Here is a 13,696-nt window from a genome sequence, read left to right as displayed (position 1 = left end):
TCCTTAAAGCATAGCCAACGTCGTGGTTCCTCCTGATAAAAAATAAGACATCTGCGTTTTACTCCATGTAGTACGCAAAAAAAGGGGGTGACAATCACCCCCCGTGTTTAACAAATTATTACGCCAGCTGGCGCAGCATGCGGCGCAGCGGCTCGGCGGCACCCCACAGCAGCTGGTCGCCAACGGTGAACGCGGAGAGATACTCCGGCCCCATGTTCAGCTTGCGCAGGCGGCCAACCGGCGTGGTCAGCGTGCCGGTAACGGCAGCCGGGGTGAGCTCGCGCATGGTGATATCGCGATCGTTTGGCACCACTTTCGCCCACGGGTTGTGCGCGGCCAGCAGCTCTTCCACGGTCGGAATAGACACATCTTTTTTCAGTTTAATGGTGAAGGCCTGGCTGTGGCAGCGCAGCGCGCCGATACGCACGCACAGACCGTCAACCGGAATGGTATTCGCGGTGGCGAGGATTTTGTTGGTCTCAGCCTGGCCCTTCCACTCTTCGCGGGTCTGGCCGTTATCCAGCTGTTTGTCGATCCACGGGATCAGGCCACCGGCCAGCGGTACGCCAAAGTTATCCACCGGCAGCTCGCCGCTGCGGGTCAGCTGAGTGACTTTGCGCTCGATGTCGAGGATGGCGGATGCCGGGTCTGCCAGCTCGGCCGCGACGCTGTGGTGCAGCTGGCCCATCTGGGTCAGCAGCTCGCGCATGTGGCGCGCGCCGCCGCCGGACGCGGCCTGGTACGTTGCCACGGAGACCCACTCCACCAGATCCTGCGCGAACAGGCCGCCGAGGGACATCAGCATCAGGCTGACGGTGCAGTTGCCGCCAACAAAGGTTTTCACGCCGTTGTTCAGGCCGTCGGTGATGACGTCCTGGTTAACCGGGTCGAGAATAATGATGGCATCGTCTTTCATGCGCAGCGACGAGGCCGCGTCAATCCAGTAGCCCTGCCAGCCGCTTTCACGCAGCTTCGGATAGATTTCGTTGGTATAATCGCCGCCCTGGCAAGTCACAATAATGTCGAGTGCCTTCAGCGCTTCCAGATCGTAAGCATCCTGCAACGTGCCCGTGGTACCCCCAAAGGACGGTGCAGCCTGGCCGAGCTGGGAAGTGGAGAAGAAGACCGGGCGGATGGCGTCGAAATCGCGCTCTTCAACCATGCGTTGCATGAGTACAGAGCCGACCATACCGCGCCAGCCGATAAAACCAACGTTTTTCATAGCATTTTTTTCCTGCAAGGGGTGTGTGCTGATTGTGCAAGCCAGTATTGAACTGGGATATGCTTCACATTACAAAATGCTGCCAAAGTCGCAAGCGAAATTAATCGATGATTGCCCGGCAATCAGAAAAAGTGCTAATCATCGCAATGACCACAATAAGTATCAGGGATAATTTAAGATGAGTGAAATCATTTCCGCAGCGGTTTTATTGATCCTGATTATGGATCCGCTCGGTAATCTGCCGATCTTCATGTCGGTGCTGAAGCACACCGAGCCGAAGCGCCGCCGGGCGATCATGATCCGCGAGTTGCTCATCGCCCTGCTGGTGATGTTTATCTTCCTGTTCGCCGGGGAAAAAATCCTCGCTTTCCTGAACTTACGCGCCGAAACGGTCTCCATTTCCGGCGGGATAATTTTGTTCCTGATCGCCATTAAGATGATTTTCCCGAGCGCAGAAGGCAGCAGCAGCGGCCTTCCCGCGGGTGAAGAGCCGTTTATCGTGCCGCTGGCGATCCCGCTGGTCGCGGGACCAACGATTCTGGCAACGCTGATGCTGTTGTCGCATCAGTATCCGAATCAGATGAGCCATCTGGTGATTGCCCTGCTCATCGCCTGGGGCGGGACGTTTATTATCCTGTTGCAGTCGTCGCTGTTCCTGCGCCTGCTGGGTGAGAAAGGGGTGAACGCGCTGGAGCGTCTGATGGGGCTGATTCTGGTGATGATGGCGACGCAGATGTTCCTGGACGGAATACGGGCGTGGATGAAAGGTTGAGGATGTAAAAAAGCCGGGTGGCGCTCACGCTTACCCGGCCTAAGAGACCTGAGGTTTTTGTAGGTCGGGTAAGCGTAAGCGCCACCCGACACACATACAACCTCGTTAACTCAGGAGCGTAAACGCAATCATCCCGACAATCGCACCCGTGGTGCCGAGGATGGTTTCCATCAGCGTCCAGGTTTTCAGGGTTTGCGCTTCGGTGGCGCCGGTAAATTTACCGAACAGCCAGAAGCCAGCGTCGTTTACGTGTGAAACCACAATCGAGCCGCCCGCGATACAGATAGAGAGCGCCGCCATCTGCGCGCCGGAGTAGTTCAGCTGTTCAATTACCGGCATCACCAGGCCCACGGCGGTTAAGCATGCCACGGTCGCGGAGCCCTGAATGATACGCACCGCCGCAGCGAGCACGAAGCAGGTGACCGCAATCGGCAGACCCATTCCGGTCAGCGCTTCGCCCAGTGCCGGACCCACACCGGAATCCACCAGCACCTGTTTGAATACGCCACCGGCACCGATCACCAGCAGAATGATACCCGCCGGTTGCAGCGCAGCGCCGCAAATCTCCATCACGCGGTCTTTCGGCATGCCCTGACGCATCGCCAGGCCGTAAATCGCCACCAGACACGCCACCAGGATCGCCGTGAACGGGTGACCAATAAACTCGAACCATTCGTACGCGGTTGAACCCACCGGCACAAAGCGCGCCGCGATGGTTTTCAGACCCACCAGCACCAGCGGCAGCAGGATCAGCGAAAGACTAAAGCCGAAGGACGGCATTTTACCTTCGCCCAGGTGCGGCTCGGAGATGTCGTCCGGGATGTGCAGCTCAACGTAGCGGCTGATGAAGTTGCCCCACAGCGGACCGGCGATAATCATCCCCGGGATCGCAGCGCACAGGCCAATCAGGATCATCCAGCCAAAGTCCGCGTGCATCTGGGAGGCCAGCAGCATCGGGGCAGGTCCGGGCAGCAGAAACGCCGCGGCCGCCGCCACGCCCGCAAACAGCGGAATGACCAGCTTCACGAGGTTCGTACCGGTATGGCGCGCCATTGAAAACGCCACGCTAATCAGCAGCACAACCGCCACTTCAAAGAACAGCGGCAGCGCGCAAATCAGACCGGCCAGACCAATCGCGTAGTGCGCACGGCTGTGTCCGAAGGATTTCAGCATCTTAACGGCAATCTGGTCGACCGCGCCCGTCTCGTGCAGGATCTTGCCAAACATCGCGCCCAGCGCCACCACAATGGCCAGGAAGCCCAGCGTGCCGCCCATCCCTTTTTCCATCGTCGCCGCGATTTTGTCGAGCGGCATACCGGAAAAGAGACCTGCACCAATAGAAACCACCATCAAAGCAACAAAGGCATGCATACGCGCCTTCATCACTAAAAACAGCAGCAGCAATACCGAACCCACTGCTGTCAGAACTAGCGTTAATGTACTCAAAACTTACTGCCTTTTATTAATAACCTCGATGGTGCTGGCTACAACACCTTCCAGCGGCTGATCGATATCAACCACTAAGACATCCTGCTCGTCAGCACCCGGCTCCTGCAACGCCTCGAACTGCGTGACCAGCATCTGGGTTTTGAAGAAGTGGCCTTTACGCGCCTTCAGACGGCTTTCAATCACCCCGAAATCGCCTTTCAGGTAGATGAAAGAGAGGTTCGGATTGCCGTCGCGCAGCAGGTCGCGATAGGTTTTTTTCAGCGCGGAGCAGACGATCAGGGAGACTTTGTTGGTGCGCTGCATCGCGAACGCGGCGTCATTCAGCGCCTGCAACCACGGTTTGCGGTCGTCGTCGTTCAGCGGCTCGCCGGAAGCCATTTTCATGATGTTGCTGCGCGGATGGAGGAAGTCACCATCAAGAAACGCAGCCTGGAGTTGATGCGCCACTTCGCTCGCCACGGCAGATTTACCGCTACCGGACACGCCCATCAGGACGTAAACGTGGTGATCGTGATTAGTCGTGCTCAAAGGGTGTCCCTCAGTCAATTGTTACGGGTAACAGTTATCGGTAACATTGTCCTGCCGGGGCAAAAGAGAAGCAATATCCAAACGTGCGCGATGTGAATAAGTGTGAGCTACTTCAAATTTGTCGGATTAAATAGATCCACCCGGTGACAAGGTGAAACCTAAATCTAACATTTTAGGGGTAACCGCCTCACCACGAATGCGCGCCAGCAGGCGTTCTGCACCAATGCGCCCCATGCGTTCGCGCGGGGTCAGGACGCTTGCCAGCCGCGGCTCCATCACCTGGCCGATGTCGTGACCGTGGAAGCCGGCAATCGCCATGTCATCAGGGATCTTCAGCCCCAGACGCTGGCATTCAAACGCCGCGCCCACCGCAAGGTCATCGTTGGTACAGAAAATACCGTCCAGTTGCGGATACTCGCGTCGCGCCTGACGCATCAGCTCAATACCCGACGTATAAGATGAAGATTGCTCCACCATTACGCTGTACGGGGTTAAACCGGCGTCGAGCATCGCCTGCTCGTATCCCTTCTGTTTGATGATAGTACGTTCATCCAGTCGTGCACCCAGGTATGCGATATGGCGATGACCGCGGGCAATGATCGCCGCCGTCATCTGACGCGCCGCTTCAAAGTTATCGAACCCAACGGCAATGTCGAGGCACGGCGACTGGCTGTCCATCAGCTCCACCACCGGAATGCCCGCCACCTGAATCATTTTCAGCGTGCGCGGCGTGTGGGTACGTTCCGTTAAAATCAGCCCGTCGATGTTCCAGGAAAGCATCGATTCAAGACGTTCCTCTTCCAGTTCCGGCTTGTACCCGTAGTGGGCGAGCATGGTCTGATAGCCAAACGCATCGGTAACGCTTTCGATACCGCGCAGCACTTCGGCGAAAACCTGGTTGGTTAAGGAAGGAAGCAGGACGCCCACCGCACGGCTGGTCGCATTGGAGAGAATATCGGGTGCGCGGTTGGGGATATAACCCAGTTCATCAAGGGCGGCGGCAATCTTGCCACGCAACGCCACGGAAACCTGTTCCGGGTTACGTAAAAAACGGCTGACCGTCATTTTGGTCACACCGACGCGATCGGCGACATCCTGAAGTACGGGGCGTTTCTTTTTCATCGTCCTGAGAAATCTTGAAGTGAGAGATTTGCTCAGTTTATCACGGACAAAGCTCAACCTTCCCCGTTTAAAGGGAAGGTTGAGAAATTATTTAGACTGGCGGCAGGTCAAACAGCAGGATTTCGCTTTCGCTGTCGGCGTGCACGGAGAGCGCCTGCTCGTCCCAGATAGCCAGGCCATCGGCGGTTGTGGCTTTCGTGCCGTTAATAGACACTTCCCCTTTCACCACCTGGATCCAGACGCGGCGGTTGGCGGCAATCTGATGGACAGACTGTTCGTCTTTCGCCAGCGCCCAGCGGTACATTTCCATATCCTGGTGCACCTTCAGAGAACCTTCACGCGCATCCGGGGACAGCACCAGCTGTTTGCCCTGTTTCGCGTCGAAGCGGCGCTGCTCGTAGCGTGGCGTGATGCCGGTCTCTTCCGGAATGATCCAGATTTGATACAGGTGCAGTTTTTCCGTTTTGCTCGGGTTGTACTCAGAGTGACGCACCCCGGTACCCGCGCTCATAATCTGGAACTCACCCGCCGGCACCTGCTCTTTGTTGCCCATGCTGTCCTGGTGCTCAACCGCCCCTTCCAGCACATAGGTCAGGATTTCCATGTCCTTGTGCGGGTGGGTACCGAAGCCCTGGCCTGCGTCAATCACGTCGTCGTTAATGACGCGGAGCGCGGAGAAGCCCATGAAGTTCGGGTCGTAATAGTCGGCAAACGAGAATGAATGCCATGAGTCCAGCCAGCCATGATTTGCGTGACCGCGTTCGTTTGCTTTGCGTAAGTAGATCATTGTTTTCACCCTCAGTTCGTTTCGATGGAGTAAGTGTGGACGCAAACCGTCCGGGATCATAGAGGGTGAAAATTGACTCCTCTGTTCAAAAATTATGAACAACCGCAGAGGAGCCGTTTTTGCTTATCTGGCGAGGGTTACCGTGGCAGGAGAAGCCTGTTCGAATGCCCGTTCAAGGATTTCCAGGTTAGTGAGAACGTCAGATTCCTTGACGTAATTCGGCGTGCCGTTGGTGAGGGTTTCATACAGCGCATCGTAGACGCGGCCATAGTCGCCGGTTTCAGGTTTCAGCTCTTCCCTGACCGTCACGCCCTCATCGTTCACGTACTCCAGCACGCCCACGGCATCGTCCGCCGCAAAGCCCGGTTCGCCCGGCATGATGTTGGCCTTCAGGCTGGTCTCCTGCTGGTCAATACCGTACCGGATGAACGAGCCCTTCGTGCCGTGAACGATAAATTTCGGGTAGTCGATTTTCACCAGATGGCTGGTTTTAACGATGGCCTTAAGGTCGCCGTAAAACAGCTGCGCCTCGAAGGTATCGTCCGGGTTCGCTTTATTGCGCAGGCTGCGGATGTCGTACGCCACGTGGTCCGGGCGGCCAAACAGGGAGATGATCTGGTCCATGGTGTGTACGCCCAGACCGTAGAACGAGCCGTCCTGCGGCAGGCCGGGTTTGGTTTCTGCCACCGGACGGTAGTAATCGAAGTGGCTTTCGATCTCCACAATATCGCCGAGCTTGCCGCTTTCGATCGCCTTTTTCGCCGTCAGGAAGCAGCTGTCAAAGCGACGGTTCTGGTACGGGGTGACGGTCAGACCTTTGCTTTTCGCCAGCGCGAACAGCGCCTTGGCTTCGGCAAGCGTCGGGGTGAACGGTTTTTCCACCAGCACGTTCTTGCCCGCTTCGAGCGCGCGTTTCGCGTAGTCGAAGTGGCTGTCGGCGTGAGTGCAGACGATCACCAGCTTTACCTGCGGATCGTTAAGCACTTCATCAAGATCGCTGGTGAAGTGAATGTGGGAATACTGCGGAGACTGCTCTTCCGGCTTCGCGCTGCGACGGTAGATATGGGCTACATGCCAGGTGTCTTTACGGTTGAGAACATACGGAAGGTGGTAACGCGTAGTGCTTTTGCCAAATCCAATAAATGCGCAATGTAGTGTCATGGCTCAGTCCTTTTTAAGGTTACTGGGTTTAACCATAACAAAAAAAAAGCCAGCGAGAAGCTGGCTAAAGTAATACTGGAAGCAATGTGAGCAATGTCGTGCTTTCAGGTTCCCGTAGGAGGTCTTCCTGAATGCAGAGCAATAATAATCATTCTCATTCGCACTTGTCCAACACTTTTTGCAAAAAATAGCGATTGACTCAGATTTTAAAGTCAATGATGTTGGAAGGGACTTTTAACCGACTGAGGAACAAGGAATGAGTGAGATAGTGATACGCCACGCGGAACCGAAAGATTACGACGCTATTCGTCAGATCCACGCCCAGCCGGAGGTGTACCACAACACGCTACAGGTTCCTCATCCCTCAGAGCAGATGTGGCAGGAGCGGCTAACCGATCAGCCCGGCATTAAACAGCTGGTCGCCTGCATCGACGGGACCGTCGCCGGGCACCTGTGCATTGCCGTAGCCCAGCGCCCACGTCGCAGCCACGTTGCCGATTTCGGAATTTGTGTAGGTGCGCAGTGGCAAAACCGAGGCGTCGCCAGCGCCCTGATGCGTACCATGATCGATATGTGCGACAACTGGCTGCGCGTCGACCGCATTGAGTTAACGGTGTTTGTGGATAACGAACCGGCAATCGCGGTGTACAAAAAGCACGGGTTTGAGATTGAAGGCACCGGCAAGCGCTACGCCCTGCGCAACGGTGAGTACGTGGATGCATATTATATGGCGCGGATGAAGTAGTTTGTTGCCGGGTAAGGCGAAGCCGCCACCCGGCTAAACATCAATACCCCGCCGTTAAATCATCTACCGAACGCGGGTCCGACGCGCCAAACAGCGCCCCGTCCGGCCCGACCATAATGCTCTGGGTGCTGCCCATCGCCTCTTTCACCGCCACCTTTTGTCCGCGCTGCTCAAGCAGTTTTATCGTGTCCGGGCTAAAGCCCTTCTCGACGCGCAGTTCATCCGGCAGCCACTGATGATGGAAACGCGGCGCATTGGTCGCCTCGGCGACGTTCATGCCAAAATCGATGCTGTTCACCACCATCTGTAGCACGGTGGTAATGATGCGGCTCCCGCCAGGGCTGCCGGTCACCAGCCAGGTTTTACCGTCCTTCACCACGATGGTTGGCGACATGGACGACAGCGGACGCTTCTTCGGCCCCACGGCGTTAGCATCCCCGCCGACCAGCCCGTACACGTTCGGCACGCCCGGCTTGGCCGAAAAATCATCCATCTCGTTATTCAGCAAAATGCCGCTGTTGCCCGCTACGATCCCGGTGCCGAAAGTGGTGTTCAGCGTATAGGTCACCGCCACCGCGTTACCGTCTTTATCCACCACCGAGAAATGCGTGGTCTGGTTACTTTCATACGGTGCCAGCTTGCCGGGGCGGATCTCGCTGGACGGCTTCGCCTTGTTGATGTCGATCTCGTCGGCAATCGATTTGGCATAGGCTTTGTTGGTCAGCGCCTGCCACGGCACCTTCAAGAAATCCGGATCGCCAAGGTATTCCGAGCGGTCTGCGTAGGCACGCTTTTCCGCTTCCGCCATCACCTGCATGGCGTCCGCGCTGCCGAAGCCGTACTTGTGCATATCAAAGTTTTCAAGAATGTTGAGGATCTGCACAATGTGAATGCCACCGGAGGACGGCGGCGGCATGGAGAAGACTTCGTACCCGCGATAGGTGCCGCTAATCGGCTCGCGCTCCACCGCCTTGTATTCTGCCAGGTCCGCTTTGGTAATGAGCCCGCCGTTCTTCTGCATCTCATCGGCAATCTGATCGGCAATCGCCCCTTTATAGAAGGCGTCAGGACCGTTTTCCGCAATCAGCTCCAGGCTTTTGGCGAGGTTTTTCTGCACCAGCTTATCGCCCTTCTTCAGCGGCTCACCGTCTTTCCAGAAAATCGCCTTGCTGTTTTCGTGATTCGGAATCACTTCACTGCCGTAGGTTTTGAGGTCGTCCGCCAGCGCGTCGTTCACCACAAAGCCGTCACGCGCCAGCTTGATAGCAGGCTGCACCACCTTGTTCAGCGGCAGCGTGCCGTATTTTTCCAGCGCCAGCGAGAAGCCCGCAACGGTGCCAGGCGTGCCGGACGCAAGGTGCGAGGTCAGGGATTTTTTGCTGTCCGGGTTGCCCTGATCGTCGAGGAACATATCGCGGGAGGCCTGATTCGGCGCCATCTCACGGAAGTCGATGGCCGTGGTTTTGCCGTCTTTAGTGCGCAGCATCATAAACCCGCCGCCGCCCAGGTTCCCCGCCTGCGGGTGCGTTACCGCCAGCGCGTACCCGACCGCGACCGCCGCGTCCACCGCGTTACCGCCCTGCTTAAGAATATCGACGCCTACCTGGGTTGCCAGCGCGTCAACCGAGGCCACCATGCCGTGCGTGGCCCGCACGGGGTGAAAAACATCCTCCTCCACGCCGTAAGAGACCGGAGGAGCGGCGGGCGGGTTGGCCGCCACGGTAAATGTGCCGCCTGCCATCAGCGCAGCGAGGGCGACCCAGCGCAAAAAGGTTGGTTTCATCATTATTGTTCTCCAGGTGAAGGGGTCCATATTCCCCGCTTAAGCCTGGTTCACAACTCTTAAAAAATCATCGTTATGCTGGTTTAGGGGTAAACTAAAGAGAAGCCTCAAAGGAGGAGATAACCATGAAACGATTCCTGATCCTGACCGCGCTGCTTCCGTTCGCCGCGCTCGCACAGCCCATTAACACCCTGAACAACCCGAACCAGCCGGGCTACGTCATTCCGAGCCAGCAGCGTATGCAGACGGAGATGATGAGCCAGCAACAACAGCAGAAAGGGATGCTCAACCAGCAGCTAAAGACGCAGACCCAGGTGCAGCAGCAGCACCTGCAAAACCAGATGAACGCTAACACCCAGCGTGTGCAGCAGGGCCAGATGCGCGAGCAGCCGCTGCAAAACCCAAACGGTGGGATGTTAGGGGGCGGGATGTCGCAAAGCAGCGGTCAGCAGCATATGCTGCCGACCCAGCAGAACGGCAGCATGCTTAATAAATAAAGTCTGGCCCGATCTTGTCAATCGCATCGGTACAGATGCTGTCTACGCCCCAGCGCAGCAGTTCGGCTGCACGCTGGGGTTTGTTGACGGTGTAGACCAGGATATGCAGGCCTGCGTCTTTCAGCATTTTCACCCGCGCCGCATCCAGCAGCTTATGGTTCAGATGGATAGAGACGCAGCCTAAGTGGCCCGTCAGTTCGCGCCAGTCCTCACGCCACTCGTCCAGCAGCAGCCCGCGCGGCAGCTCAGGCACAGCCGCCTGTGCGGCTTCCAGCGCGTCGATGTCAAACGAGGAGAGCAGCGGTGGCGTCATGCCTTCCCACAGCTCACGCGCGGCCAGCGCAATCACTTTGCCCGTCAGCGGCCCGGTGCCGGTGGTCGGTTTGATTTCGATGTTAGCCATCATGCCGTGTTGACGACACCGGTCCGCCACCTCCGCCAGCAGCGGCAGCGGCTCGCCTTTGAAATCACCGCTGAACCAGCTTCCGGCGTCCACCTTCAGCAGATCGCGCCACGGCAGTTCGCCCGCCACGCCCCAGCCGTTGCTGGTGCGTTCGAGGTTGTCGTCATGCAGCAGGAAAATTTCGCCGTCCTTAGACAGCTTGGCGTCGAACTCGATCATCGTATGGCCGTAGCGTGCGCCAGCGTCAATCGCCGCCAGGGTGTTCTCCGGCGCCAGTTTACCGCCGCCACGGTGGGCGACGATGTGGGGGTAAGGCCAGTTGCTCATACTCGTTGTCCTGTTTCACCGTCAAATAAGTGCAGGTGATTTTCCGGCACATGCAGCCACAGCGTGCTGCCTGCCTTCGGGCGCTCCTGATGCGGCAGGCGCACCACCAGCTTTTGCTCGCCCCAGCGCCCGTGCGCCAGGTTATCGGCGCCCAGCATCTCCAGCGTGTCCATCACCAGCGGCACGCCGCCGTCCGCCTGAGACGTTAAGCCAATATGCTCCGGGCGGATGCCGAGCGTCATCTTACGCCCGGCGTACCCACGATAGTACCAGTTGATCGGTAACGCCATCCCGCTTTCCAGTTCAAAGTGAGTTCCCGCAGCATTGATCCGCCCGTCCAGCAGGTTCATTGCCGGGCTGCCGATAAAGCTCGCCACAAAACGGCTGGCCGGTTTTTCGTAGACCTCCACCGGCGTGCCAATCTGCTCTGCAATGCCTTTGTTCATCACCATCACGCGCTGGGCGAGGGTCATGGCTTCGACCTGATCGTGGGTGACATAGAGGGACGTGGTTTTCAGACGGCGATGCAGCTGCTGTAGCTCAAGGCGCATCTGCACGCGCAGCTTGGCGTCGAGATTCGAGAGCGGTTCGTCGAACAGGAATACCGCAGGGTCGCGCACGATGGCGCGCCCCATCGCCACGCGCTGGCGCTGGCCGCCGGAGAGCTCGCGCGGGCGGCGCTTAAGCAGGCCGTCAAGTTCCAGAATGCGCGCGGCTTCTTTTACGCGCTCGGCGATATGGCCTTTGCCCATGCCGCGAATTTTCAGCCCCCAGGCCATGTTCTCCTCCACGCTCATGTGCGGATAGAGGGCATAGTTCTGGAACACCATCGCGATGCCGCGATCTTTTGGCTCCATCTCGGTGACGCGCTGGCGGTCAATCCAGATATCTCCGGACGTGACGCGCTCCAGCCCCGCCACCATGCGCAGCAGCGTGGACTTCCCGCAGCCGGACGGGCCGACCATCACGATGAATTCGCCGTCCGCCACGTCGAGCGTCAGCGGCTGAATGACCTGGGTTTTACCGTCCCAGCTTTTGGTAACTGCCTGAAGTTTTAAACCTGCCATCTTATTTCTCGCTATCGACCAGGCCGCGGACAAACGCGCGCTGCATGGCTAAAACAATGACTACGGGTGGGATTAGGGTGAGCAGCATCGCCGCCATCACCTGGTTCCAGAGGGTGGTGCCTTCACCGGTGGCGATCATGCCTTTGATGCCCGCCACGGCGGTGCCGAGGTTAACGTCCTGAACGATCAGCAGCGGCCACAGGTACTGGTTCCAGCCGTAGATAAAGGTGATCACAAACAGCGCCGCAAGGTTGGTTTTCGACAGCGGCAGCACGATGTCGCGGAAGAAGCGCATCGGGGAGGCACCGTCGATGCGCGCGGCCTCAATCAGCTCGTCCGGCAGGGTCATAAAGAACTGGCGGAACAGGAAGGTGGCGGTCGCCGAGGCCATCAGCGGCAGGGTTAAGCCCGCGTAGCTGTCCAGCATCTTCAGGTTGGCGATCACCTCCACGGTCGGGAAGATACGCACCTCCACCGGCAGCATCAGGGTGATGAAAATCATCCAGAAGAACAGGTTACGCAGCGGAAAGCGAAACCAGACGATGGCGAAGGCCGAGAGCATCGACACCGTGATTTTGCCCACCGTAATGCCGAACGCCATGATGAAGCTGTTGAGCATCATCAGCCAGAACGGCGCGCTGTTGGCGCCCACGCCCTGGGTCCAGATGGTCTTCATGTTTTCGAAGAGGTGCCCGCCCGGGATCAGCGTCATCGGCGTGTCGAACACCGCTTTGGTGTCCAGCGTGGCGGCGACAAAGGCCACGTACAGCGGGAACAGGATAACGAGGATACCCAGGATCAGCAGGGTATGGCTGAAAATCGTCAGCCCGCGACGGTTCTCAATCATTGGTAGCGTACCTTACTTTCGACATAGCGGAACTGCACTACCGTGAGGATGATGACGAGGAACATCAGCACGACGGACTGCGCGGCAGAGGCCGAGAGATCGAGTCCGGCAAACCCTTCGCGGTAGATCTTGTAGATGAGCGTGGTGGTCGCCTGCACCGGACCGCCCGCAGTGGCGGCGTCGATCACCGGGAAGGTATCGAAGAAGGCGTACACCAGGTTAACCACCAGCAGGAAGAAGCTGACCGGGGCGATCAGCGGCAGCGACAGCCTGAAGAAGCGGCGCACCGGCCCTGCGCCGTCGATGGCGGCGGCCTCAACCAGCGAACGCGGAATGGATTGCAGCGCGGCGAAGAAGAACAGGAAGTTGTAGCTGATCTGCTTCCACACCGAGGCGAACACCACGAGGAACATCGCCTGACCGCTGTTCTGGGCGTGGTTCCAGTCATAGCCGAATTCCGCCAGAAAATGGGTAATCAGCCCGCGCCCGGGGTTAAACAGGAAGATCCACAGCACGGCAGCCACGGCGGGGGCCACGGCGTAAGGCAGCAGCATCAGGGTCTGATACAGGCGGCTGCCGCGCACCACGTAATCCACCAGCGCGGCGAAAAACAGCGACGCGACAAGGCCGCTCACGGTCACCAGCGCGCTGAACCTGATCGTCGTCCAGAAGGAGTCCAGGTAATAGCTGTCGTGGAACAGCGCCGTAAAGTTGTCCAGCCCAACAAACTGGCTGGACAGCCCGAACGGATCGACGCTTTGTACCGAGTACCACAGCGCTTCGCCCGCAGGCCAGATGAAGAAGATAACGGTGATGATCAGCTGAGGCGCGACCAGCAGGTACGGCAGCCAGCGGGATCGGAACACCGGACGGGATGAGGACATGGAGATTTGATTCCTGAACAATGCCGGGTGGCAGCTGCGCCTTACCCGGCCTGGATGGGGCACATCGTAGGCCCGGTAAGCGAAGCGCCACCGGGCGTTTCA

General features: G+C 58.1%; 14 protein-coding genes. 3 read left to right on the top strand and 11 right to left on the bottom strand.

Features of this window, described 5'->3' with window-relative positions:
- Window positions 1-118 precede the first annotated feature (118 nt).
- Complete coding sequence (asd, locus tag N5C09_RS13555) at window positions 119-1,222, bottom strand: aspartate-semialdehyde dehydrogenase (protein ID WP_107534097.1); 1,104 nt, start codon at window positions 1,220-1,222, stop codon at window positions 119-121.
- 178 nt (window positions 1,223-1,400) lie between these two features.
- Here asd and yhgN point away from each other — a divergent pair, with 178 nt between their 5' ends.
- A complete protein-coding gene (yhgN, locus tag N5C09_RS13550; RefSeq protein ID WP_003861574.1) occupies window positions 1,401-1,994 on the top strand; it encodes an NAAT family transporter YhgN in 594 nt (197 codons plus the stop codon).
- Between the two features lie 105 nt (window positions 1,995-2,099).
- Here the strand turns inward: yhgN and gntU are convergent, their stop codons facing one another.
- The 5 genes from gntU to N5C09_RS13525 all read right to left on the bottom strand — a co-directional run bounded on the left by gntU (window position 2,100) and on the right by N5C09_RS13525 (window position 7,041).
- Complete coding sequence (gntU, locus tag N5C09_RS13545) at window positions 2,100-3,440, bottom strand: gluconate transporter (RefSeq protein ID WP_023295539.1); 1,341 nt, start codon at window positions 3,438-3,440, stop codon at window positions 2,100-2,102.
- Window positions 3,441-3,443: 3 nt separating this feature from the next.
- On the bottom strand, window positions 3,444-3,971 hold the full coding sequence (gene gntK / locus N5C09_RS13540; RefSeq protein WP_003861569.1) for a gluconokinase: 528 nt from the start codon (window positions 3,969-3,971) through the stop codon (window positions 3,444-3,446).
- Window positions 3,972-4,097: 126 nt separating this feature from the next.
- Window positions 4,098-5,093 carry a gluconate operon transcriptional repressor GntR gene (gene gntR, locus N5C09_RS13535; RefSeq protein ID WP_063865382.1) on the bottom strand — a complete coding sequence of 332 codons (996 nt, stop codon included), beginning with the start codon at window positions 5,091-5,093 and terminating at the stop codon, window positions 4,098-4,100.
- A gap of 91 nt (window positions 5,094-5,184) precedes the next feature.
- Window positions 5,185-5,880 carry a pirin family protein gene (locus tag N5C09_RS13530; RefSeq protein WP_279749217.1) on the bottom strand — a complete coding sequence of 232 codons (696 nt, stop codon included), beginning with the start codon at window positions 5,878-5,880 and terminating at the stop codon, window positions 5,185-5,187.
- A gap of 123 nt (window positions 5,881-6,003) precedes the next feature.
- Window positions 6,004-7,041 (bottom strand): oxidoreductase, encoded by a 1,038-nt coding sequence (locus N5C09_RS13525; protein WP_193034090.1) that lies wholly within the window; start codon window positions 7,039-7,041, stop codon window positions 6,004-6,006.
- 256 nt (window positions 7,042-7,297) lie between these two features.
- Between N5C09_RS13525 and yhhY the strand changes: the two genes are divergently transcribed.
- Window positions 7,298-7,786, top strand: coding sequence for an N-acetyltransferase (gene yhhY, locus N5C09_RS13520; protein WP_236329242.1), 489 nt, complete (start codon window positions 7,298-7,300; stop codon window positions 7,784-7,786).
- A gap of 40 nt (window positions 7,787-7,826) precedes the next feature.
- Here yhhY and ggt read toward each other — a convergent pair whose 3' ends face one another.
- Window positions 7,827-9,572 (bottom strand): gamma-glutamyltransferase, encoded by a 1,746-nt coding sequence (gene ggt / locus N5C09_RS13515; RefSeq protein ID WP_279749216.1) that lies wholly within the window; start codon window positions 9,570-9,572, stop codon window positions 7,827-7,829.
- Between the two features lie 122 nt (window positions 9,573-9,694).
- Between ggt and N5C09_RS13510 the strand changes: the two genes are divergently transcribed.
- A complete protein-coding gene (locus N5C09_RS13510) occupies window positions 9,695-10,066 on the top strand; it encodes a DUF2756 family protein (RefSeq protein WP_063449537.1) in 372 nt (123 codons plus the stop codon).
- Here the strand turns inward: N5C09_RS13510 and ugpQ are convergent.
- From ugpQ to ugpA, 4 genes are read right to left on the bottom strand one after another with little or no spacing between them, the layout of a single operon-like run.
- Window positions 10,056-10,796 (bottom strand): glycerophosphodiester phosphodiesterase, encoded by a 741-nt coding sequence (gene ugpQ / locus N5C09_RS13505; protein WP_279749215.1) that lies wholly within the window; start codon window positions 10,794-10,796, stop codon window positions 10,056-10,058. The two genes, N5C09_RS13510 and ugpQ, sit on opposite strands and share 11 nt — an antisense overlap.
- Window positions 10,793-11,863 (bottom strand): sn-glycerol-3-phosphate import ATP-binding protein UgpC, encoded by a 1,071-nt coding sequence (locus N5C09_RS13500; protein WP_063449539.1) that lies wholly within the window; start codon window positions 11,861-11,863, stop codon window positions 10,793-10,795. The genes ugpQ and N5C09_RS13500 overlap by 4 nt, the downstream gene beginning before the upstream one ends.
- A 1-nt stretch (window position 11,864) precedes the next feature.
- The gene (ugpE, locus tag N5C09_RS13495) at window positions 11,865-12,710 is read right to left on the bottom strand and encodes a sn-glycerol-3-phosphate ABC transporter permease UgpE (protein WP_045347706.1); all 846 of its coding nucleotides are present in this window, start codon (window positions 12,708-12,710) and stop codon (window positions 11,865-11,867) included.
- Window positions 12,707-13,594, bottom strand: coding sequence for a sn-glycerol-3-phosphate ABC transporter permease UgpA (gene ugpA, locus N5C09_RS13490; RefSeq protein WP_193034093.1), 888 nt, complete (start codon window positions 13,592-13,594; stop codon window positions 12,707-12,709). Before ugpA ends, ugpE begins: the two co-directional genes overlap by 4 nt.
- Window positions 13,595-13,696 lie beyond the last annotated feature (102 nt).

Origin of the sequence: Enterobacter sp. GD03975 (assembly GCF_029838645.1) — a bacterium.
GTDB lineage: Bacteria > Pseudomonadota > Gammaproteobacteria > Enterobacterales > Enterobacteriaceae > Enterobacter > Enterobacter quasihormaechei.
This window is presented reverse-complemented; position numbering and strand designations above follow the sequence as displayed.

Bases quoted from the DNA above. Each gene is read 5' to 3' on its own strand.
- asd (WP_107534097.1), bottom strand. From the start codon at position 1,222: ATGAAAAACGTTGGTTTTATCGGCTGGCGCGGTATGGTCGGCTCTGTA.
- yhgN (WP_003861574.1), top strand. From the start codon at position 1,401: ATGAGTGAAATCATTTCCGCAGCGGTTTTATTGATCCTGATTATGGAT.
- gntR (WP_063865382.1), bottom strand. From the start codon at position 5,093: ATGAAAAAGAAACGCCCCGTACTTCAGGATGTCGCCGATCGCGTCGGT.
- N5C09_RS13530 (WP_279749217.1), bottom strand. From the start codon at position 5,880: ATGATCTACTTACGCAAAGCAAACGAACGCGGTCACGCAAATCATGGC.
- N5C09_RS13525 (WP_193034090.1), bottom strand. From the start codon at position 7,041: ATGACACTACATTGCGCATTTATTGGATTTGGCAAAAGCACTACGCGT.
- yhhY (WP_236329242.1), top strand. From the start codon at position 7,298: ATGAGTGAGATAGTGATACGCCACGCGGAACCGAAAGATTACGACGCT.
- ggt (WP_279749216.1), bottom strand. From the start codon at position 9,572: ATGATGAAACCAACCTTTTTGCGCTGGGTCGCCCTCGCTGCGCTGATG.
- N5C09_RS13510 (WP_063449537.1), top strand. From the start codon at position 9,695: ATGAAACGATTCCTGATCCTGACCGCGCTGCTTCCGTTCGCCGCGCTC.
- ugpQ (WP_279749215.1), bottom strand. From the start codon at position 10,796: ATGAGCAACTGGCCTTACCCCCACATCGTCGCCCACCGTGGCGGCGGT.
- N5C09_RS13500 (WP_063449539.1), bottom strand. From the start codon at position 11,863: ATGGCAGGTTTAAAACTTCAGGCAGTTACCAAAAGCTGGGACGGTAAA.
- ugpE (WP_045347706.1), bottom strand. From the start codon at position 12,710: ATGATTGAGAACCGTCGCGGGCTGACGATTTTCAGCCATACCCTGCTG.
- ugpA (WP_193034093.1), bottom strand. From the start codon at position 13,594: ATGTCCTCATCCCGTCCGGTGTTCCGATCCCGCTGGCTGCCGTACCTG.